The sequence below is a fragment of the Neisseria sp. MVDL19-042950 genome (genome assembly GCF_030504625.1).
In the GTDB taxonomy this organism is placed as follows: Bacteria; Pseudomonadota; Gammaproteobacteria; order Burkholderiales; family Neisseriaceae; genus Neisseria.
Map to the genome: position 1 here is coordinate 1 of NZ_JAUKWH010000019.1, position 21,967 is coordinate 21,967.

19 protein-coding genes are annotated in these 21,967 nt (G+C 51.5%); 11 read left to right on the top strand and 8 right to left on the bottom strand.

Going from position 1 to position 21,967, the window contains the following annotated elements; translation table 11 throughout:
- Window positions 1–1,073: 1,073 nt before the first annotated feature.
- Window positions 1,074–1,568: a hypothetical protein gene (locus Q0X97_RS11405; protein ID WP_302067540.1), complete on the bottom strand. Its 495-nt coding sequence runs from the start codon at window positions 1,566–1,568 to the stop codon at window positions 1,074–1,076.
- Between the two features lie 342 nt (window positions 1,569–1,910).
- Between Q0X97_RS11405 and Q0X97_RS11410 the strand changes: the two genes are divergently transcribed.
- Together Q0X97_RS11410 and yccS are read left to right on the top strand one after the other, a co-directional pair.
- On the top strand, window positions 1,911–3,365 hold the full coding sequence (locus tag Q0X97_RS11410) for a porin family protein (protein ID WP_302067541.1): 1,455 nt from the start codon (window positions 1,911–1,913) through the stop codon (window positions 3,363–3,365).
- 372 nt (window positions 3,366–3,737) lie between these two features.
- Window positions 3,738–5,891: a YccS family putative transporter gene (gene yccS, locus Q0X97_RS11415; RefSeq protein WP_302067542.1), complete on the top strand. Its 2,154-nt coding sequence runs from the start codon at window positions 3,738–3,740 to the stop codon at window positions 5,889–5,891.
- 99 nt (window positions 5,892–5,990) lie between these two features.
- Here the strand turns inward: yccS and Q0X97_RS11420 are convergent, their stop codons facing one another.
- The gene (locus Q0X97_RS11420) at window positions 5,991–6,890 is read right to left on the bottom strand and encodes an ABC transporter ATP-binding protein (RefSeq protein WP_302067543.1); all 900 of its coding nucleotides are present in this window, start codon (window positions 6,888–6,890) and stop codon (window positions 5,991–5,993) included.
- Between the two features lie 197 nt (window positions 6,891–7,087).
- Between Q0X97_RS11420 and metG the strand changes: the two genes are divergently transcribed.
- From metG to Q0X97_RS11435, 3 genes are all read left to right on the top strand, one after another.
- Window positions 7,088–9,163: a methionine--tRNA ligase gene (gene metG / locus Q0X97_RS11425; RefSeq protein ID WP_302067545.1), complete on the top strand. Its 2,076-nt coding sequence runs from the start codon at window positions 7,088–7,090 to the stop codon at window positions 9,161–9,163.
- A 79-nt stretch (window positions 9,164–9,242) separates the two neighbouring features.
- Window positions 9,243–10,148, top strand: a complete 906-nt coding sequence (locus Q0X97_RS11430) for a DUF3800 domain-containing protein (RefSeq protein WP_302067547.1) — start codon at window positions 9,243–9,245, stop codon at window positions 10,146–10,148.
- Between the two features lie 175 nt (window positions 10,149–10,323).
- On the top strand, window positions 10,324–11,079 hold the full coding sequence (locus Q0X97_RS11435) for an ABC transporter permease (RefSeq protein ID WP_302067549.1): 756 nt from the start codon (window positions 10,324–10,326) through the stop codon (window positions 11,077–11,079).
- A 130-nt stretch (window positions 11,080–11,209) separates the two neighbouring features.
- Here Q0X97_RS11435 and Q0X97_RS11440 read toward each other — a convergent pair whose 3' ends face one another.
- Window positions 11,210–11,767, bottom strand: a complete 558-nt coding sequence (locus Q0X97_RS11440; RefSeq protein ID WP_302067551.1) for a porin family protein — start codon at window positions 11,765–11,767, stop codon at window positions 11,210–11,212.
- A gap of 506 nt (window positions 11,768–12,273) precedes the next feature.
- On the opposite strand from Q0X97_RS11440, the gene Q0X97_RS11445 reads away from it, so the two are divergent.
- Both Q0X97_RS11445 and Q0X97_RS11450 read left to right on the top strand, forming a co-directional pair.
- Window positions 12,274–12,597, top strand: coding sequence for a hypothetical protein (locus Q0X97_RS11445; RefSeq protein ID WP_302067552.1), 324 nt, complete (start codon window positions 12,274–12,276; stop codon window positions 12,595–12,597).
- An 83-nt stretch (window positions 12,598–12,680) separates the two neighbouring features.
- Window positions 12,681–13,985, top strand: coding sequence for a pitrilysin family protein (locus tag Q0X97_RS11450; protein WP_302067568.1), 1,305 nt, complete (start codon window positions 12,681–12,683; stop codon window positions 13,983–13,985).
- A 142-nt stretch (window positions 13,986–14,127) separates the two neighbouring features.
- Here the strand turns inward: Q0X97_RS11450 and Q0X97_RS11455 are convergent, their stop codons facing one another.
- The 3 genes from Q0X97_RS11455 to Q0X97_RS11465 all read right to left on the bottom strand — a co-directional run bounded on the left by Q0X97_RS11455 (window position 14,128) and on the right by Q0X97_RS11465 (window position 16,811).
- On the bottom strand, window positions 14,128–14,259 hold the full coding sequence (locus Q0X97_RS11455; protein WP_302067553.1) for a hypothetical protein: 132 nt from the start codon (window positions 14,257–14,259) through the stop codon (window positions 14,128–14,130).
- Window positions 14,260–14,476: 217 nt separating this feature from the next.
- Window positions 14,477–15,847, bottom strand: a complete 1,371-nt coding sequence (purB, locus tag Q0X97_RS11460; protein WP_302067554.1) for an adenylosuccinate lyase — start codon at window positions 15,845–15,847, stop codon at window positions 14,477–14,479.
- A 109-nt stretch (window positions 15,848–15,956) separates the two neighbouring features.
- Window positions 15,957–16,811: a Rossmann-like and DUF2520 domain-containing protein gene (locus tag Q0X97_RS11465; protein WP_302067555.1), complete on the bottom strand. Its 855-nt coding sequence runs from the start codon at window positions 16,809–16,811 to the stop codon at window positions 15,957–15,959.
- A gap of 84 nt (window positions 16,812–16,895) precedes the next feature.
- On the opposite strand from Q0X97_RS11465, the gene minC reads away from it, so the two are divergent.
- From minC to Q0X97_RS11485, 4 genes are read left to right on the top strand one after another with little or no spacing between them, the layout of a single operon-like run.
- Window positions 16,896–17,597, top strand: a complete 702-nt coding sequence (gene minC / locus Q0X97_RS11470; RefSeq protein WP_302067556.1) for a septum site-determining protein MinC — start codon at window positions 16,896–16,898, stop codon at window positions 17,595–17,597.
- 32 nt (window positions 17,598–17,629) lie between these two features.
- Complete coding sequence (gene minD / locus Q0X97_RS11475; protein ID WP_302067557.1) at window positions 17,630–18,442, top strand: septum site-determining protein MinD; 813 nt, start codon at window positions 17,630–17,632, stop codon at window positions 18,440–18,442.
- 3 nt (window positions 18,443–18,445) lie between these two features.
- Entirely contained in the window at window positions 18,446–18,715 is a 270-nt protein-coding gene (gene minE / locus Q0X97_RS11480) for a cell division topological specificity factor MinE (protein ID WP_302067558.1), read from the top strand.
- Window positions 18,712–19,641, top strand: a complete 930-nt coding sequence (locus Q0X97_RS11485; RefSeq protein ID WP_302067559.1) for a hydrogen peroxide-inducible genes activator — start codon at window positions 18,712–18,714, stop codon at window positions 19,639–19,641. Before minE ends, Q0X97_RS11485 begins: the two co-directional genes overlap by 4 nt.
- A 101-nt stretch (window positions 19,642–19,742) precedes the next feature.
- On the opposite strand, the gene Q0X97_RS11490 is transcribed toward Q0X97_RS11485, so the two are convergent.
- Both Q0X97_RS11490 and Q0X97_RS11495 read right to left on the bottom strand, forming a co-directional pair.
- The gene (locus Q0X97_RS11490; protein WP_302067560.1) at window positions 19,743–21,164 is read right to left on the bottom strand and encodes a sodium:alanine symporter family protein; all 1,422 of its coding nucleotides are present in this window, start codon (window positions 21,162–21,164) and stop codon (window positions 19,743–19,745) included.
- A gap of 144 nt (window positions 21,165–21,308) precedes the next feature.
- Complete coding sequence (locus tag Q0X97_RS11495) at window positions 21,309–21,929, bottom strand: 5-formyltetrahydrofolate cyclo-ligase (protein ID WP_302067561.1); 621 nt, start codon at window positions 21,927–21,929, stop codon at window positions 21,309–21,311.
- Window positions 21,930–21,967: the final 38 nt, after the last annotated feature.

Here is a 21,967-nt window from a genome sequence, read left to right on the forward strand (position 1 = left end):
CGGCCGCGGGCGTTGATGAGGCTCTGCCGTGAAACGGGTTCGACACTCAACCGTCGGGTTGTTCGGGGGCAGAATGGCCATTGGCCAATGCGTGCAATATGGCAGAACGGTCATATTCTGGGCTGGGGCCGGCGGTTATTTGTATTTCAGAGCATCGCTAACAGCTTTAGGCAGATGAAATAATATGGGATGCGGTGTTTGGCTTAGGGCAGGATAAGCTAAAAATGTAGGTGTGATTTTATATATTGGCAAACTATTTTTATGGTTTATACGATGATGAAATGAGCTAGCAAATAAACTTATTTATCGATACGCATTTGAAACAACCAATCTATACCTGCTTCGTTGTTGATTGCTAATGCCTTTGACCCAGGCCCATTTCTTCTATCTGCTTCAAATCAGAGCTGCATGGCCTTTTCCTTCAGAAGTGCTGAAGCCTCACCCTTATGAAAAGTTGCATTATTTATAACCACCACACTGCTTTGAGGTGGTTCGAGGATTAAAACCTGTCCCACCCAAGCATCAAATATTCAACGGTTAATGTTGAAATCAAACAGCCAGACAGTAAACAGCTTGCCGTTATATAACGCACCAATAGCGTTGGTTTGGCGGCATACCTGCCAATCGTGCAGCGCATAACAGTGCCGGTTTTAGGTAGTATAGCCATAAGGCTGGTAACAAGATTTTCTAAATAGCTTTTGTCTAAGTAAACAATCGAGCGATTATTTATAACGGATATGCTGGCGTAGCAGTTTAAGGGAGTTTTTCTGATCTCTCTTGAGAAAGATGGATAAGTAAAGACTATCACTTTTTTCACATATTTCTTTTCTGCTTACTTTTATGTTTGCTACTAAAGCTGCTTTTATTGAATCCCGTGGGTACCTGCCAAAAATATTATCAGTTACAAAATTCTGTATATAAGAGTTATATACAATTAGTATGGCTGCCATTGTTGTGCTGCTATTGAGTTTTTATGTGGAAGGGAAGAGTCGATGTATGACAAACTTCCTATAAAGAAATCTTCTGATATACCGTTTGGGGCGGACGGTTATTCAGAGGATTTTTTTGAACTTTTATAGATTGTTTTCTTGCGATAGATTCTTATGCAATCGATACCAGCCGGTTAAACGGACTATGCACAGGCAGGAGATTAAAGGGAGGCATATAGCGGTAATCAGGTAACGGGGATTATCGAAAGCGATAGTGTGTTGTCCTTTTACAAAGTTGATAGCAGCCCAAAACCATTCCCAAAGGGAAGGTAAGCTGAATGCCAATACGGCCAATAAACCTAAGGTACGAAAGATGCCGATAGGCAGAATTTGTTTTTGTAGTACGGAACGGTTGAGTTGTAATAAAACAAGCAACCCGAAGCCGATGATGAGGATCATACCGCCGTTGGCTAAAACTTGTAGGCTGCTGAATGCTATATCGGGTGATACAGGCAGGCTGTCTTTAGCGGGCCGGGCTTGTTGGTGCAGGTTCAGGCTTTGTGATACGTTGAGAAAAAAGCCGTATGCCATATCGGTGAGGACAATCCATATCGGCAGGGAAGTGAGTATTCGTTTCATTGCAGACTTTTAACAAATGAAAAATGTAGTGTAATCATTTGGGTAAGTTTTGAATAGAGTGAATGGGAAGGAAACGGGGCATTTCCGATGTTTTGTTTCAGACGGCCTTAGTATTAAGGAGGGCGGCACGTTCAATATACGACACTTTTCGATTAAAGCTGCCGGAAAGTATGGCAAGAGGAGGAAATTTGTTAAAATACGTTTATTTATAATTTCCGAAGAATGATTTGCCACTGCGATTATTCCTTTGTTTTATATAATTGTTTTGGCTGAATCCTTCTTTATTTTTATTCCATTAAGGTCGTTTGAAAAGCTTTCGGACGACCTTTCGGACACTTAAGCATGTTGAAATATATTTTTGTCATATTATCGGTTGGTGCGGCTGCTCCGGTTTTGGCTGATGAGCCTCCTCCACAAGTTTTGCCTATTGTAGAAACGCCCTTTTTTGACGATCCTTTGAAAATAGAGGCGAAACCCAAGCCGAAAAAGCCTGAGGTTGCACCTGCCGTGGATGCGTTCCCTGAGAAACAGACGGAATCGGTAGAGCTGAACGAAGATGATTTGCGTCGGAATCCCGAGTTGACCGCCCAATTGATCGAACGTGCAATGCGCAGCCAAAACTGGCCGTTGCTGGCGGATTTGTTGGCACTTTACCGCACGATGCCCGAACATGATGCGATTTTGTATGACTATGCGTCGGGGGCGCTTTTGCGTTCTCAGAAAAAGCATGCGCAGGCGATTGCGGCTTACCGTCGTATTATTTCCGCCCATCCCGAATTGAGCTATGTACGTTTGGATTTAGCGGGTATGCTGTATGAAAACAAACAGTATCAGGCGGCAAAAGATCAGTTTGAGCGTGTGAAGGCCGATAATATCGACGCGAATGCCCGCGCACTGGCCGATGCTTATCTTGAGCGTATCCAGAAGCAGGCCGGCTGGCAGTTTAATGCGGGAGTACAGTATGAGCGCAACGACAATGTGAACAATGCTTCTTCCGTCGAATATATTGAAATAGGCGGCAGGCGGTTTATACGCGAAGAGGATTCGCTGCCGAAGCGCGCCAACGGTCTGCAATACAATTTTTCTGCAGAGCGAGATTGGAATCTGACCGGCAACCATTATGCAACCACTGAAGCATCGGTAGACGGCACTTGGTATTGGGACAACAAAGATTACAGCGAGGAAAGCGTGCGTGTGGGCGCAGGTTATAAAAACCAAAATATCCGCCGCTGGGCTTCTGTTGAGCCTTTTGTGGGCTATAACCGTTTGGGGGGTGAATCTTACAGCCGTAATTTCGGTGCCACCGCAGAATACGGCGGTTGGGTAAACGACAACTGGCAACTGATCGGTTCTGCCGTACACATGCAGCGGCGTTATGCCCGTGATTACCATGCCAAACGTTACAACGGCCATCTGAACAGCGCTTCGTTTACCGCTGCGTGGCTGCCGACAGCCGGGTTGATGGTTTACAGCGGTGTCGATTACAGTCGCGAGCATACGGTTGAAAAAACCGAATCGTCAGACCGTAAAGGCGGCCGCGTGGGCGTGATAAAAGAGTGGAACAACGGCTTGAGCACCCGCCTGAATTTGCGTTATGCCTTGCGTGATTTTGACAAACCGAGCATCCGGCACGATAAGGAATATCAGGCCAATGTTGCCGTGTGGCATCGTAGCGTGCATCTTTACGGCATCACGCCCAAGCTGAATTTCCGTTACCTGAAAATCGACAGTAACATTCCCGTGTTTTATTCACGTCAAAACAAACAATGGTTTATTACCTTGGAAAAAACGTTCTAAACTGTCTGTTTGGTTGTTTGGCAAGATCAGGCCGTCTGAAAAGTTTCAGACGGCCTGATGGCTTTGTAAACCTTGAGATATGGAAAGTAAACTTACTTTGGGTATCAGGCAGCGAGCCGCGGACAGTACAAACAGTAGGGGATTGATTTTGTCGCTGCTTCAGCCGCTTACGAAATCGTTCTCTTTGAACCGAGGCGCAGAAACGCCGCGTGGCAAATTTATTTACCGAGAACGAGCGGCGTGCGATACAGAAATGCGCGGCAGGCGGAGCGTTTGTAAAGATTGCGCTTTCTTTGAATACTTGCCATCCGCATTCGGCGACGGCTTGCAAATCCTGTACAATTCGCGCTTCAGACACACGAAACACCTGATATGAGAACACCTCCCGTTAATCCCAAAGTTATCGCCACGCTGCCGATTTTCGTCAGCGTGTTTATTGCCGCTTCGCTGGTTTGGTATTTCAACGTACCCAAACTGACAACGCCGTTTGTGCTGGGGGTGATCGCGGGCGGTTTGGTGGATTTGGACAACCGTCTGACAGGCCGTCTGAAAAACATTGTGATTACACTGGTGCTGTTTTCCGTGTCGTCGCTGGGCGCGCAGATAACGCACGGCACGGGCTTGCCGTTTATCTTAATGATGACAGCGTTTACCTTCCTGTTTACCTTGATCGGCGCAGTGGGCTTGCGTTACCGCACCTTTGCTTTCGGCACGCTGGCGGTGGCGACTTACACCACGCTGTCGTACACGCCTGAGATACCTTGGTTTGTCGGCCCGTTGATGATTTTGTGCGGCACGCTGCTTTACAGCATGATGACTTTGTTGCTGCATGTGGTGTTTCCGCACCGCCCCGTGCAGGAAAGTGTGGCCGACGCGTATGCCGCTCTCGGCGGTTATTTCGATGCCAAAGCCGAGTTTTTCGACCCCGATGAAGCCGATTGGTTGGAGAGCCGCCAGATTGATTTGGCCATGAAAAACACCGGTGTGATTGATGCGTTCAACCAATGCCGTATCGCGTTGTTTTACCGTATGCGCGGGCAGCACCGCCATCCGCGCACCAACCGCATGCTGCGTTATTATTTTTCCGCCCAGGATATTCACGAGCGCATCAGTTCGGCACATGTCGATTATCGGGAGTTGGCCGACCGGCTCAAAAACACCGATCTGATTTTCCGCATCAACCGCCTGCTCGAGTTGCAGGGGCAGGCCTGCCGCGATGTGGCCGAAAGCCTGCGCAGCGGCAAACCTTACCAATACGGCAAACGGCTGGAACGCGCCATCCAAGGTTGCCGCCAGTCGCTGAAGGTTTATGCAGAAAACCATAACGGAACCGAAGTGCACACCTTGCAACGGTTGCTGGAAAACCTGTTCAGTGTCGATTACCAGCTTTCCCATCTGGAGAGCGAAGAAAGCGATGAAATGGAAATGCCTGCCGACAAATCCGGCATTGCCGCGATGGAGCGAGGCGGCCTGCGCCATGTTTGGCGCACGGTGCGCAGCCAGATGAATTTCGAATCCGCCGTGTTCCGCCATGCCGTGCGTTTATCGATTGTGGTGTTTGCCGCCTGTGCGATTGTCGAAGTGTTCCATCTCGATCTCGGCTACTGGATTCTGATGACCGCCCTGTTTGTGTGCCAGCCCAACTATTCCGCCACCAAATCAAGGGTTGTCCAACGTATTGCCGGCACGATACTGGGCGTGGTGGTCGGTTCGTTGGTGCCGTATTTCACCCCGTCGGTTGAAACCAAACTGTGGATTGTGATTGCCTCTACCACGCTGTTTTTCTTTTTCCGCACCAATAAATACAGCTTTTCCACTTTTTTCATTACCGTACAGGCGTTGACCAGCCTGTCGCTGGCAGGTATCGACGTATCCGCCGCATTGTGGCCGCGTTTTACCGATACCGTTATCGGCACGGGTATTGCGTGGGCGGCGGTGTCTTATCTGTGGCCCGATTGGCGCTACCTCACCCTCAGCCGCACGGCCGGGCAGTCGGTCAGCCAGAACGGACGCTATTTGCGCCATATCCTCGGCCAACTGCAAAACGGCAGCATCGACGACATGGCTTACCGCAGCGTGCGCCGCCAAGCGCATGAGCGGGCGGCGGCACTCAGCAGCACGCTTTCCGATATGAGCGGCGAGCCGAAGAAATACGGCGGTAAACTGCAAGACGGTTTCAACCTACTTAAAACCAGCTACGCCTTAATCGGCTACATTTCCGCGCTCGGAGCCTTCCGTAACCGGATGGTAAAAGATTGCGCACTCGACTTTACCGAAGGCTTTTTCCAAACGGCTTATCAGATTGCCGATATATTGGAAAACATCGCGGTAGAGCCGCCGGAGGCTTTTCAGACGGCCTTAAACGAAGTGAAGCACAGTTTGGAAAACCTGCGTCAACGGGTGGGCGACGACCGCCAAAGCAGCATATTGTGGCACCAACTCTGCCTGATTGCCCGCCAGCTCCAACCTTGCTATACCGCGTTGCACGGAGCGCAGGAAGAGGCCGGCCAAGTGCAGGCCGTCTGAAAAAGCAGAATTCCATCCGCCGCATGTTTTGCCGCGGCATACGGCAAAGAGGCCGTCTAAAAAGTTTCAGACGGCCTCTTTGATTGTTATCCGAAGCAGTTACTTCGCCCGCATCATCTGCACAAATACATCTTCCAAATCCGTTTCCGGCAGCGACAAGTGCTTGACTTCCACGCCCGCATATTTCAGCGTTTGCAGCACAAACGCAAGCTGGTCGTAGTCTTCCAGCTTGAGCAGCACCGCATCGTTTTCTTGCGGTATCCGCCATTGTTGCAGATTTTCCGGCAGCGCACCGCCAAGCAGCAGTGCCACACGCAGGCCTTTTTCATTGTGCAGCAAGTGTTCGGTTTCATCCAACGCCACCAGTTCGCCGTGTTTCAGCATGGCAATGCGGGCGCACATGCTTTGCGCTTCTTCAAGGTAGTGGGTGGTCAGAATAATCGTGTGGCCCTGACGGTTCAAACCGGAAATAAACGTCCATAAATTTTGACGCAGCTCCACGTCCACGCCGGCGGTCGGTTCGTCGAGCACAATCACCGGCGGGCGGTGCACCAATGCCTGTGCCACCATCAAACGCCGTTTCATGCCGCCGGAAAGGTTGCGGGTGTTGGTGTCGGCTTTGTCGGCCAAGCCCAGATTGTCGATAATTTCATCTATCCAGACATCGTTGTTTTTAATGCCGAAATAGCCCGATTGGAATTGCAGCGCTTCGCGCACGGTAAAAAACGGGTCGAACACCAATTCCTGCGGCACCACGCCCAAACTCATGCGCGCGGCGTAGGCATCGGCCACCACATCATGCCCCATCACGCTGATGCTGCCCGAAGTCAGCCGGCTCAAGCCCGCCATCGCTGAAATCAACGTGGTTTTGCCCGCTCCGTTGGGGCCGAGCAAACCGAAAAACTCGCCTTGTTCTACATTGAAGCTGACATCTTTCAAGGCGGTAAAGCCGTTTTGATAAGTTTTAACAGCATTTTGGATATGGATGGCGGCAGACATAATTTCTTTCGTTTTCAGACGGCCCCGATAGGGAAGAAGGCCGTCTTAAAAAGGCGGGGTTGGAAAAACAGGATTATAAACGCAGAGTTTGCAAAATACGGCATCTATCGTTGCCCGAGGCCGTCTGAAAGATGTTTTTCAGACGGCCTCGGGTATAATACAACCTATTTCTATATTCAAATAAGCCGAACCTAACCATGACCCAACGCAAAATCCTCGTTACCTCCGCCCTGCCGTATGCCAACGGCAGCATCCACTTAGGCCACATGGTCGAGCACATCCAAACCGACATCTGGGTGCGCTTCCAAAAAATGCGCGGCCACGAATGCTATTACTGCTGCGCCGACGACACCCACGGCACGCCCGTGATGCTGGCCGCCCAAAAACAAGGCATCAAGCCCGAAGACATGATTGCCAAAGTGCGCGAAGAGCATTTGGCCGACTTTACCGGCTTCCACATCGGCTACGACAACTATTACAGCACCCATTCGCCTGAAAACAAAGCCTTTTCCGAGCAGATTTACCTCGCCCTGAAAGCCAACGGCAAAATCGAAAGCCGCGTGATCGAGCAGCTTTTCGACCCTGAAAAAAACATGTTCCTGCCCGACCGCTTCGTTAAAGGCGAATGCCCGAAATGCCACGCCAAAGACCAATACGGCGACAACTGCGAATCATGCGGCACCACCTACTCGCCCACCGAGCTGATCAACCCCTATTCCGCCGTATCCGGCGCCACCCCCGTGCTGAAAGAATCCGAACACTTCTTCTTCAAGCTGGGCGAGTGCGCCGACTACCTGAAAGAATGGACTTCAGGCAGCACTGAGCTTTCAGACGGCCGCATCCAACCGCACCTGCAAGCCGAAGCCCTCAACAAAATGAAAGAATGGTTGGGCGAAGGCGAGAACACCCTTTCCGATTGGGACATCAGCCGCGACGCACCTTATTTCGGCTTCGAAATCCCCGGTGCGCCCGGCAAATATTTCTACGTATGGCTCGACGCACCCGTCGGCTACATGGCCTCGTTCCAAAACCTGTGCGACCGCATCGGCCTGAATTTTGACGACTATTTCCGCGCCGACAGCAAGGCCGAAATGTACCACTTCATCGGCAAAGACATACTCTACTTCCACGCCCTGTTTTGGCCTGCCATGCTCAAATTCAGCGGCCACCGCGCCCCCACCGGCGTGTTCGCCCACGGCTTTTTAACCGTCGACGGCCAAAAAATGTCCAAATCGCGCGGCACCTTCATCACCGCCAAATCCTACCTCGACGGCGGCCTCAACCCCGAATGGATGCGCTACTACATCGCCGCCAAACTCAACAGCAAAATCGAAGACATCGACTTGAACCTGAACGACTTCATCGCCCGCGTCAACAGCGATTTGGTCGGCAAATACGTCAACATCGCCGCCCGCGCCTCAGGTTTTATCGCCAAACGTTTCGAAGGCCGTCTGAAAGACGTTTCAGGCAGCAAATTGGTACAAAAACTCGCCGCCGAGCGCGACAACATCGCCGCCGATTTTGAAAACCGCGAATACGCCAAAGCCCTGCGCGAAATCATGGCGTTGGCCGACGCAGTAAACGAATACGTCGATGCCAACAAACCGTGGGAGTTGGCCAAACAAGAAGGCCAAGACGCGCGCCTGCACGAAGTATGCAGCGAGCTGATCAACGCCTTTAAAATCCTCAGCATCTACCTCGCGCCCGTGCTGCCCAAAGTAGCGGAGCGCACCGCCGCCTTCCTCAATCTCGACGGCCTGCGCTGGACCGATGCCTCAACCGTGCTGCCCGAAGGCCACGCCATCAACAAATACGAACATTTAATGCAACGAGTGGAGCAAAAACAAGTGGATGATTTAATCGAAGCCAACAAACAAAGCATTGCCGCAGCCGCAGAGGCTGCCGCACCTACCGAAACCAGCCGATACGCGCCCGTCGCCGAGCAAGCCAGCTTCGACGACTTTATGAAAATCGACATGCGCGTCGCCAAAGTGCTGAACTGCGAAGCCGTTGAAGGCAGCACCAAACTGCTCAAATTCGACCTCGACTTCGGCTTTGAAAAACGCATCATCTTCTCAGGCATCGCCGCCAGCTACCCCAACCCCGCCGAACTCAACGGCCGCATGGTAATCGCCGTCGCCAATTTCGCCCCGCGCAAAATGGCCAAATTCGGCGTATCCGAAGGCATGATTCTTTCCGCCGCCACCGCCGAGGGTAAACTAAAGCTGCTGGACGTGGATGCAGGTGCGCAGCCGGGGGATAAGGTGGGTTAAGAATGTGAAAAGCTGCTTGAATTCGGCAAGCAGCTTATTTCTATTTTTCATAAACATTAAAAGGAAGGATGATAAGGGGATGGCGGTAAATTTGATACCAACTGTTAACAGCAACAGGAAATCAAATGAGCAAGAGGAGCTTGAACAGATTTCCTTAGAATCCGGAGAGGTATCTGGAAATAATATTGACTATGGCTCGGAATTCAGCCCGTTTATTGTTTATGTTGATGAAAGTGGTACGGCAAATTTTGATAAGCCGGGTGCATCCAACGATTTTCCTATTTTTGTATTAGCATTCTGTATTTTCTATAAGCATGTTTATGCTTCACAGTTAGTCCCTGAAATCCAAGCTTTAAAATTTGAATTTTTTGGGCATGATTTAGTTATTTTTCATGAAAAAGAAATCCGAAAAAAGGAGGGGCCCTTTAAATTTAAAAATAGAGAGATGGAAAATCAGTTTATGCTGAAATTGAATCAAATTATGCAAAATACCAAATTTATTTTGGTTGCTACTGCTATTAAGAAAAATGAATTGCAACATTCTAAAGAAAACTTGTATCACAAAGCTTTAGAACCTTGCTTGGTTAATCTTTATAAGCTAATGATTGAAAAAAGCTGTCAAAACCAAAAAACTTTTGTGGTGGTTGAATCTAGGGGAAATAAAGAGGATAAAGATTTAGAGTTAGAGTTCAGGAGAATTTGTGATGGAAATAATGGCCTTAAGGCAGTTCTACCATTTGAAATTCTTATTAAGAAAAAAGAAACCAATGCTACAGGGCTACAATTTGCTGATTTATGCGCGAGACCGATTGGTCGACATATTCTAGACCGGTCAAAACCTGATTATAGAGGAAACAGGGCGTTTGATTCCCTGAGATTGAAATTTCTCACTCAAAATGGTCGTGATTCTTTGGGAGAAGAAGAGAAATATTTGAATTACGGATTAACGGTTATTCCTAAAATTGAAAAAGCCGAAGGGCTTTGAGAAAACCCAAAGCCCAACGCCGATCGGGGAGCCCCCCAGTCCATTTATTTGAATTATATAATGCAAACTTGAATATATTCAAGTTTTTTATTCACTGTTGTACGATTTATTCAAATCAGGCCGTTTGAAAGCTTTTAGGCGGCTATTCACTGAAAACAGATAGAACCACACCAAAATGATCGGCTTTTACACCCTTTTTAAAAAAGAAATTCTGCGCTTCTGGAAAGTCGGCCTGCAAACCATTGCCGCGCCGATGCTGACGGCGCTGCTTTACCAGCTTATCTTTTCACACGCCATCGGCAGGCATGTCGAAGCGTTGCCCGATGTGGCCTACAATGCGTTTCTGATTCCCGGTTTGGCGATGATGAGCATGACCCAGAATGCGTTTGCCAACTCTTCCAGCAGCCTGATTCAGTCGCGCTTGGCGGGTAATCTGGTGTTTATTTTGCTGCCGCCGCTTTCAACCGCTGCTTTCTTCTCCGCTTACGTCGGTGCGGCGGTGGTGCGCGGGTTGTTGGTGGGGGCGGGGGTGATTGCGGTTACTGCGCCGTTCGGCCTGCCCGTGCCGCATAATATCGGCTGGATATTGGCATTTTCGCTGTTGGGCTGCACGATTATGGGAATGTTGGGGCTGCTGGCGGGCATTGTGGCCGAAAAATTCGACCAGCTTGCCATGTTTCAGAATTTTTTGATTATGCCGCTCACTTTTTTATCGGGCGTGTTTTATTCGATTAACAGCCTGCCGGAATTCTGGCGCGGCGTGAGCCGTCTGAACCCTGTGTTTTATATGATAGATGGCTTCCGCTACGGCTTTTTCGGCGCGGGCGATGTGTCTCCGTGGCTGTCGTTTGCCGTGGTCGGCGGCTTTTCGCTGGTGTTGGGTGCGGGTGTGCTGGCTATATTGAAATCGGGGTGGAAGCTGCGGAACTAGGAAATTTTGTTCCGTTACCGCTTGTTGTATGGCGAAAGGCCGTCTGAAAAACTTTAGCTTCGCAGAAATCGCGCGGCATTTGTTTTCAGACGGCCTTTGTTCGCATTAGCCGGGGGCTGTTTCGCAGGGATTATTTAAAGCGGTAACCGATGGTAGCCATGTAGCTGTTGTTGGTTGCTTTGTCATCGCTGCGTTTGTAGCGGGTTTGTTCCCATTCGCCGCCCACTTCCACGTTAGGCGTAACGGCGTATTTCAAACCTGTGCCGTAGCCCAAACCATTCATGTGGCGGTTGGTGCCGGAGGTAACGTTGTCGAATTTACCGTAGTGGTAGCCCACTTTGCCGTAAACCATAGCATCTTGTGCAAAGCGGTAGCCTTGCAGATACGATACAGAAGCATCGTATTTTTGTTTCACTTTGCCGTTACCGTGGTTGGAGATTTTACGGTTCAACGGTTTCACGGCCACTTCCGCGCCGCCAATCCAGTTGTTGCCGTATTCCACGTTGTAATTACCGCGCACCGACATATCGGCTTTATGTTTTTCATTCAAGCTTCTGTGTTTCACGTCGGTTTTGCTGACACCTGCGCCTACTTCAACGGCAGGGCCGGTAAAAGTGTCTGAAAGTGATTCGGCAGATGCAATGGCGGTAGAACCTAAAATCAAAACAGTCAGTAAAGCTTTTTTCATTGTTTGTACTCCTATCAGGATAAAATCGGAACACGTCCGAATGCGTCTTCCGTGTAATCAAGTATCGTGCCGGATAGACCTTGCCGCAACTGCCATGTTGCAGGTATTACATGATTTCGCGCTCGCTTAACGTTTGTAATTTAAGAATTTTTTGTGATTATGCACGGCAGGAAACTGTTTCAAACAGTCCCAATGGAGCAAATATTCTTTGCCAAGGCACTGAAACCGCTGATAAAAAGTGTCTGCATCGGGGTGCAAGCATGAAACAGCCTCCGCCGGTCGGAGAGGCCGTCTGAACGTCTGCCTCGGAAAACCTAAAATATTTATTTACATTATCAAATGTGGTTTTTTCGGCAATTTTATGCCGTCCGTTAACAACCGCGCCCGCAGCCCGGGTAGAAAATCAACATAAAATTGCGCATCATTCGGCTATATAATAAGCAACGCCGAAAGGCTTTTCAGATGGCCTGAACCCATTTCCCGCATTAAAGAATAAAAGGAATAACATGAAAAAACTGATTATCCTAACCTTACTTGCCGTTTCCCCCTTCGCTTTTGCCGACAATGCGGCAGACGAATTACTCAGCGCGCAGGCCGCTTACCGCGATGCCTTAAAGGCGCAAAGCACAGGCAGCAACCGTATCGCCGCATTGCAATCGGAATTATCGGCGGCACAAGCACGCTTGAAGCAGGCGCAAGCCGATGTGGTCGGCTTGCAGGAAAAACTGCGTGAAGAAACCGCAGCCCAAACACAGGCCGACAGCACGCTGCAAGCCGCCAGCAAACGTTTGGATGCTGCTTGGAAAGCTGCCCGCAGCACATCGAAATAACCCGTTACGCCGCAGGCCGTCTGAATAAAACCGTTTTTCAGACGGCCTTCTCCGAAAGCCCCCGCATATTTCAGAAAGCACCTATGTTTCCACACAAAACCTTAGCTGCCTTGCTCTTCCTGCCCTTGGTCGCCCAAGCCGCCGTCGACATCCAACGCTGGCGCACGCCCGAAGGCACGCAGATTTTATTGGTCGAACGCCATGAAAACCCCATCGTCGATATCCAAATCAGCTTCAAAGGTGCAGGCAGCGCGTTCAACCCCAAAGATAAAGGCGAAGTATCCGAATTCACCGCCGGCCTGCTTACCGACGGCACGCAACAGCTCGACGAGGAAGCCTTTAAAGAGCGTGCCGACGATTTGGCCGCCAGCCTCAGCAGCGGCAGCAGCAGCGAAAGCGCCAGCATCACCTTGCGCAGCCTGAGCAAACCGGAAAACCTCAATGCCGCCGTTACCTTGCTCAACCACTCGCTCACGCAGCCGCGTTTCGATGCCGCCGTGTTCGACCGCCAGCAGAAACAAAGCATTACCGCCCTGAAGCAAAACGAAACCGACCCCGGTTTTATCGCCGACCGCGCCTTCACCCGTCTGAGCTACGGCAACCACCCCTATGGCCGTTCCGCCCAAACCAGCGTCGAGAGCATCCGCCGCGTTACCCTTGACGACATCCGTGCCTTCCACCGCACTCGTTACGGCAAAAACAACGCCATCGTTGCCGTAGTGGGCGATCTCAACCGCCGCCAAACCGAAGCACTGGTCAAAAAAGCCCTCGACGGCCTGCCCGAACGCAGCAAAGAAAGCGGCAGCATTCCCGCCGTGCCCACCCGTGAAGCCATGCGTCAGAACATCCCCTTTGCCGGCGAACAGGCGCAAATCATCATGGGCATGCCCCTCATCAAACGCCACGACCCCGATTACTACGCATTGGTTGTCGGAAACTACGTGCTGGGCGCAGGCGGATTCGACAGTCGCCTGATGAAAGTATTGCGCGACCAATACGGCTATACCTACGGCGCATACAGCAGCCTTTCCCCCTCCACCGAAGCCGGCCCCTTGAGCATCGTCTTTTCCACCCAGAAAGCCAACACCGCCCAAGCCTTAGCTGCCGCCCGCAAAGTGCTGGCCGACTTTATCGCCGAAGGCCCCACCGAAGCAGAGTTGGCCCAAGCCAAAGCCAACCTTACCGGCAGCTTCCCGCTGCGTTTCGACACCAACGCCAAATTGCTCGGCTATCTGAGTTTGATCGGTTTCCACAATCTGCCCGACGATTATCTCGAAGCCTATCCCAAAGCCGTTTCGGCCGTTACCGCCGAACAAATCAAATCCGCATGGCAACGCCGCGTGAAAGCGGAAGAGATGAATATTGTGGTTGTGGGTGCGGATAAATAACGGAAGGCCGTCTGAAATGATGTTTTCAGACGGCCTTTATGGAAAGGCGCATATCCTTACATATCGGCGCTGACCGGCGGTTGCCATCTGAAAGCCGTAAGGTTGGCGAAATATTTTTTTCGACCATTCAGGCAGTTAAAAATCAAGCGGCTGTGATATAGTCTGCTTGTGCAGCTTTTTGAACAGGTTGGCGAAAACGGGCTTCCGAGCCTTTGCCTGCCAACGGTTTGAGAAGGGGCTTCAGCCACCTTCGGGTGGCTGCGTGTTGAAACATGGTTGCCCGTCGCGATAGATAGCCGATTGTGTATGAGAACATCAGCTTGACACAGCAAGATGACAAACTCACTGTCATTCACTTTCAGACGGCCATATCAAACAAATTTTATGCCAGTATCCGCTAGAGCCGGTCCCGCTTGTTTGAGCCGGCTACAAACATTAAGAGGCCGTCTGAAAACTGCTTTCAGACGGCCTCTTATCATTTCAAACGTCTTTTAAATACGTTTCGCCAACGTTTCGGCTTTGCCCACATACAGCGCGGGTGTTAAAGCCAGCAGCTGCTGTTTGGCATCGGCGGGGATGTCCAGCGATTCGACAAACACTTTCAGCACTTCGGGCGTGATGCCGTCTTTGCCGCGGGTGAGGTCTTTCAGTTTTTCATACGGATTGGCCACGCCGTAGCGGCGCATCACGGTTTGAATCGGTTCGGCCAAGAGTTCCCAAGTGGCATCCAAGTCGGCGGCTAAGGCGGCGGGGTTGGCTTCCAGTTTGTTCAGGCCGCGCAGATGGGCGACCAAGCCCAGCACGGTGTAGCCTGCGCCCACGCCCATGTTGCGCAGCACGGTGCTGTCGGTGAGGTCGCGCTGCCAGCGGGAAACGGGCAGTTTTTCCGAAAGGAAGCCCAACACGGCGTTGGCCATGCCCAAGTTGCCTTCGGAGTTTTCGAAGTCGATGGGGTTGACTTTGTGCGGCATGGTGGAGCTGCCTACTTCGCCCGCTTTGACTTTTTGTTTGAAGTAGCCGAGGGAGATGTAGCCCCATACGTCGCGGTTGAAGTCGATTAAGATGGTGTTGATGCGGCTGAGGGTTTGGAAAAACTCGGCCATGTAGTCGTGCGGCTCGATTTGGATGGTGTAGGGGTTGAAGGTGAGGCCCAATGCTTGCTCGACGAATGTTTGGCAGTGCGCTTCCCAATCCACATCGGGGTAGGCGACCATGTGGGCGTTGTAGTTGCCGACGGCGCCGTTGATTTTGCCTAAGAATTCTTGTGCGGCAAGCTGTTTGATTTGGCGTTGCAGGCGGTAAACGACGTTGGCGATTTCTTTGCCCAAAGTGGAAGGTGTGGCGGGTTGGCCGTGGGTGCGGCTCATCATCGGCACGGCGGCCAAGTCGTGCGCCATTTCGGTGAGTTTGGCGGTGATTTCGGCCAGCTTCGGCAGCAACACGGCTTCGCGTGCTTCTTGCAGCATCAGGGCGTGGGAAAGGTTGTTGATGTCTTCGCTGGTGCAGGCGAAGTGGATGAATTCGCTGGCGGCGGCGACTTCGGGCACGCCTGAAAAGCGCTCTTTCAACCAGTATTCGATGGCTTTTACGTCGTGGTTGGTGGTGGCTTCGATGGCTTTCACGGCGGCGGCATCTTCCAGCGAAAATTCGGCGATAACGCGGTCGATTTCGGCAACGGTGAAGTCGCTGAATGCGGGTACTTCGGCGATTTTCGGTTCGGCGGCCAATGCTTTGAGCCAGCTCAGCTCAACTTTCACACGGGCTTTCATCAGGCCGTATTCGGAGAAAATCGGGCGCAGGGCTTCTACGGATTTGGCGTAGCGGCCGTCGAGCGGGGAAAGGGCGGAAATGGGGTTGATCATAGCGGATTCCTGTTTGATTGGGGGATATGCGGCAGCCCGAAAGCGGCCGGCAACAGTTTGAAATTGGCGGCAATTATACATCAAAGCGGCTTTTCAGACGGCCTCGTTATCAAGGGTGCTTCAACAGGTTTTCCATTTGCCGTGCCGATTCTTCGCTTAACCGCGCCCTTGCCAATTCCAGCGTTGCCTGCGCCCACAAACGGTAGTTTTCCTGCTCTTGCACATTCATACACGCCAGATGTGCGGCAACGGTGGAATCGTCGCCGCGCACAATCGGGCCGGTAAGTGCCTGCGGGGGGGCAAGGCGGGCAAGATTGTTAACGCTTTGCTGCATCAGGCTGCATACCAGCTCCCGCGATAAGGGTTCGGGCAGGTGCAACGGGCGCAGCAGGTCTTGGGCAAAAGCCGCCAGTGTTACCGAAAAATTGGATGCGGCCGACAATGCCGCGTGGTAGCGGGCTTTATGGGCGGACGGTATTTCAAACGCCCGCAATCCGGCGGCATCGGCCAATTCGTGCAAAACCTTCATAGCCGCTTCACTGCCGGCCTCAAGTGCGCATAGGTTTCCGGCGAGCTCCACAACCGATTTCCCGACATCGGCGAAGGCAAAAACCGGATGCAGGCTGCCGGTCATCGCACCGTTTCGGGCGGCGGCATCCAGCACCGCCGCGGTTTTCGCGCCGCTCATATGCAACACCAGCGTGCCTGCATTCAGCCACGGTAGGCAGGCAACGGCTGCGGCCGTTTCTTCAATAATATTGTCGGGCGTGCAGATAAAAACGGCATCGGCTTCAGGCAGGTCGGCAATATGGGGAACTATTGCTTTGCCGATACAGTCTGCCATGGCAACCGTACCGCTTCGGCTGACGACATTTGCAAGCCGCCAGCGGTCGTTTTTCGGCAAAACGGTTGCAAAAGTCTGCCCGACACGTCCGGCACCGATAATATGGAAGGTTTTTTTCATTTCAGACGGCTTAAACAGATTGAATAGCTTAGGTTATCACGGTAAACTTAGCCCCATTAAATTTTTTTATGACTGTAACAGAAAATGAAACCTGCTTTTGATGTGAAATCGGCACGGCTCGATGTGCTTTCGGTGCAGTTGCATACTGCGGATTTAGGGGAATTGGAAGAATTTTTACAGCAGCGCGTCAGCCAGCATAAAGGACTCGACAGCATGCTGTTTTTATTGGACGTGCAGGAATTTAACAATCCCGGAGAGCTCAATATCGGCGGGATTGTTTCATTGTTTGCCCGTTACGGACTGCAAATCGTAGGTTTGCGCCATGAAAACGAAGCGTGGGCGGCACATGCGGCGGCTTACCATTTGTCGTTCAGCAAAAACGATAAAGCACCCGAGCCGCAAACCCAACCGACTGCGGCCAAGCCGGTGAAGGCTACCGTTATCAGCAAACCCACCGTGTTGATCAGCACACCCATCCGTACCGGTCAGCAGGTGTATGCCGAAAATGCCGATTTGATCGTTACCGATATCGTAAACGAAGGTGCGGAAATCATTGCCGACGGCAACATCCATGTATACGGAACCATGCGGGGCAGGGCCCTTGCCGGAGCAACCGGCAACAGGGAAGCACGGATTTTTATCTATTCCATGCAGGCGGAATTGGTTTCGGTAGCCGGCATTTACCGCAATTTCGAGCAAAGCCTGCCTGCGCATCTACACAAAAAACCGGTGCAGATATCGTTGCAGGATAACCGGCTGGTTATCAGCGCAATCGGTGAGGAATAACTGTTTTATATTTGAAAGAAAAAGGAAAAATCGTGGCAAAAATCATTGTAGTAACTTCAGGTAAAGGCGGCGTCGGTAAAACCACTACCAGTGCCAGCATCGCATCCGGCCTGGCTTTGCGCGGCCACAAAACAGCCGTTATCGACTTCGACGTTGGTTTGCGCAACCTTGATTTGATTATGGGCTGCGAACGTCGTGTCGTATACGATCTGATTAACGTGATTCAGGGCGAAGCAACCCTCAATCAGGCGCTGATTAAAGACAAACATTGCGATAACCTCTATATTCTGCCTGCTTCTCAAACCCGTGATAAAGATGCTTTAAACCGCGACGGCGTAGAAAAAGTGTTGCAGGATTTAACCGGTGAAATGGGTTTTGAGTTTGTGATTTGCGATTCTCCCGCCGGTATCGAACAAGGTGCGCTGATGGCGTTGTATTTTGCCGACGAAGCCATCATTACCACCAATCCGGAAGTATCGAGCGTACGCGACTCCGACCGTATTCTGGGCATTTTGCAAAGCAAGAGCCGCAAGGCCGAAAAAGGCGAAACCGTTAAAGAACATTTGCTGATTACCCGTTACTCGCCCGAGCGTGTAAACAAAGGCGAAATGCTGTCGGTGCAAGATATTTGCGATATTCTGCGTATTCCGCTGATCGGTGTGATTCCAGAATCGCAAAGCGTATTGCAGGCATCCAACTCCGGTTCGCCTGTCATCCATCAAAACGATGCAGTGGCTGCTGATGCCTATAAAGACGTGGTTTCCCGTCTGCTGGGTGAAAACCGTGAAATGCGTTTCTTGGAAGCTGAGAAAAAAGGCTTCTTCAAACGTTTGTTCGGAGGTTAAGTCATGTCTTTGATTGATTTGATATTCGGTAGAAGAAACAAAACCGCCGAAGTAGCACGCGACCGTTTGCAGATTATCATTGCCCAAGAACGTGCCAAAGAGCAGGCTCCCGATTATCTGCCTACGTTGCAAAAAGAGCTGCTGGAAGTGCTGTCCAAATATGTGCACGTTTCGCTCGACGACATCCGTATTACTCAAGAAAAGCAAAACGGCATGGATGTGCTTGAGTTGAACATTACGCTGCCGGAGCAGCAAAAAAAGGCTGAAGCATGACCTTGACCGAGTTGCGTTACATCGTTGCGGTGGCGCAGGAACGTCATTTCGGGCGTGCCGCCCGCCGCTGTTTTGTCAGCCAGCCCACACTTTCGATTGCCATTAAAAAGCTGGAAGAAGAGCTGTCCGTATCGCTGTTTGACCGGAGCAGTAACGACATCATCACCACTGAAGCGGGGGAGCGCATTGTCGCCCAAGCTCGCCGTGTGCTCGAAGAAGCCGAGCTTATCCGTCATTTGGCGAATGCGGAGCAAAACGAATTGGAAGGTGCGCTGAAACTCGGCCTGATTTTTACCGTTGCGCCGTATTTATTGCCGAAGCTGATTGTGGCTTTGCGTAAAATCGCGCCGAACATGCCGTTGATGCTCGATGAAAATTACACCCATATTCTGACCGAAGCCCTTAAACGCGGTGATTTGGATGCGATTGTGGTGGCCGAGCCGTATCATGAGCCGGGTATCATAACCGAGCCGTTGTATGACGAGCCGTTTTTCGTGATTGTGCCTAAAGGCCATCATTTTGAGGATTTGGATGCGGTTACGCCCGAAATGTTGGTGGAGGAGCAAGTATTGCTGCTTTCGGAGGGCAACTGTATGCGCGATCAAGTATTGGCAAGCTGTTCGGAACTGGCTTCCAAGCAGAAAATACAGGGATTGACCAACACGTTGCAAGGCAGCTCGATCAACACCATCCGCCATATGGTTGCCAGCGGTTTGAGCATCAGCGTTATGCCTGCCACGGCGTTAACCGAAAACGATCATATGTTGTTCAGCATCATTCCGTTTGAAGGTGTGATTCCGCACCGTAGAGTGGTTTTGGCGTACCGCCGCAATTTTGTCCGCCCCAAAGCGTTGGCGGCTTTGCGCAATGCGGTGCTGTCTTCGCAACTGAGCGGCGTTACCTTTGTTGAGAATCAGGCCGTCTGAAAAGAGGTTGGGTGAATCTACAAAGCCGATAAAAAAACAGCTGTCGATTGAAGACAGCTGTTTTTTTATCGGTTGTTTTAAAGGCCGAGGCCGTCTGAAAACTACCAGATATCCGATTTGATGCGGCGTTTCAGGCCGGGGTGTTCGGAAAGTTTGAATTCGGGATCTTTCCCCATTTTCAGCTTGGCGGTGTAGTCCCTCAACAGCAGGAACACCAGCGGCGACAAGGCGATGATGGCGATCAGGTTGATTAATGCCATGATGCCCATCGATAAGTCGGCCATATCCCACACCACCGGCACGCTGTTTACCGCGCCGAAATACACGAACCCGAGCACAATAGAGCGGAAAATGGCCAGCGAAAGGCGGCTGCTCTTGATGAACTGTACATTGGATTCCGCGTAAGCATAATTGCCGATGATTGAAGAGTAGGCAAACATAAACAGCAATACGGCCAAAAAGTCTTTGCCCCAAGCACCGACATGGCTTTCGATGGCCGATTGCGTGAGCTGCACGCCGGTCATCTCGCCCGGGTTTTGGGTAACGTGCGACAGCAGCAGGATGAATGCGGTGCATGAGCACACTACGATGGTATCGACAAACACGCCCAACATCTGAATCATGCCTTGAGAAACAGGGTGTTTGACTTCGGCAGCAGCGGCGGCATTGGGGGCGGAGCCCATACCGGCTTCATTGGAGAACAAGCCGCGTTTGATGCCCAGCATCATGGCTTGGGCAGTCATACCGCCGAAGAAACCGCCCGCAGCAGCTTGAAAATCGAAGGCTTTTTCAAAAATCAGCGCGAATACGGCAGGCACGGCGGAGAGGTTGGTCAGAATCACGTAAACCGCCATCAACAGGTAAAGAATGGCCATTACCGGCACCACGCCTTCCGAAATTTTCGATACGCGGCGGATGCCGCCGAAAATAATCGGCGCGGTCATGATCACCAAAGCCACGCCCACCAATTCCGGTTTCCAGCCCCAAGCGGTTTGGGTGGCGGCAACGATGGAATTGGCTTGAACGGCGTTAAAGACGAAACCGAATGCGAGAATCAGGCTCAGGGCGAACAAAATGCCGAGCCAGCGTTGTTTCAAGCCTTGGGTGATGTAATAAGCGGGGCCGCCGCGGAAATGATGGCTGTCGTAGTCGCGTACTTTGAAGAGTTGGGCAAGCGAAGATTCGGCAAAGGCCGAACTCATGCCTAAAAGAGCGGTCAGCCACATCCAGAACACCGCTCCGGGGCCGCCCATCGATACCGCAATGGCTACGCCGGCAATATTGCCTACCCCCACGCGGCTGGCCAAGCCGGTAACGAATGCTTGGAAAGGTGTGATGCCGTGCGGGTCGTCGCCTTCTTGCCGTCCGCCCAACATTTCTTTCACGCTACGCCCGAACAGGCGGATTTGCACGAAGCCGGTGCGTACGGTGAAAAACAGGCCGACGCCCAGCAGAAGGTAAACCAGCAATTGCCACAGCGGGCCGTTGAGTTTGTTAACGAACGTGTGAATGGTTTCAACCATAAATCCCTCTCTTGTTACTGATGGTTTTCAGACGGCCTCTTGTAAATCAGAGCATGCAGGCCGTCTGAAAAAAACACATTTTAACGATTGTCGACAAAAATAGCGAAGATTTTACGCAGAGTAATTCTGGTGTTTATAATAAATTCAATCGGTTATATTTGATTGAGAGCGGCGCGGCGTTTTAAAACGCATTTCCCCGAGCTCGCAAACAAAGCCGTTTAAGGCCGTATCGTGTGCTTCGCGGGGCAATTGGTCGCAAAGCTGGCAGGCGAAACCGACACCCAACGTGCGCGGTTGCAGACGGTGGCGGCAGGCGGCCAGCGATACATCGTAATACCCACCGCCCTGACCCAGACGGTAGCCTTCTCGGTCGATGCCGACAACCGGCACCAGCAGCAGGTTCAGGCGGTGGGCGCGGATTTTTTCGCCGGCGAACTGGGGAATATAAAGTTTGCCGTTGCCGCGTTTGCGCTCGGCGGCTTTGCGGTTGCCGGAATAGGGCGTGAACCATAACCTGAGCGAGCGTGGTTCGATATAGGGCAGATAGGGTTTGGCACCGCGTTTTAAGACGGCCTCGATCAAGCCGTCCAAGCGCAATTCGCTGCCTATCGGCCAATACACCCCGATGCGGCTGTTACGGCGGATGCGGTGTTTGAGAAGATTGTTGATTTTACGGGTGGCCTGCCGGCGTTCGCTTTTGCCCAGTTTGGCGCGTGTGCGGCGGAATAGTCGGCGCAGGGCAGCTTTTTCGGCGGAACGGGGCATTTCAGACGGCCTTTCTTTCATGGCAGCACGGTGTCGGA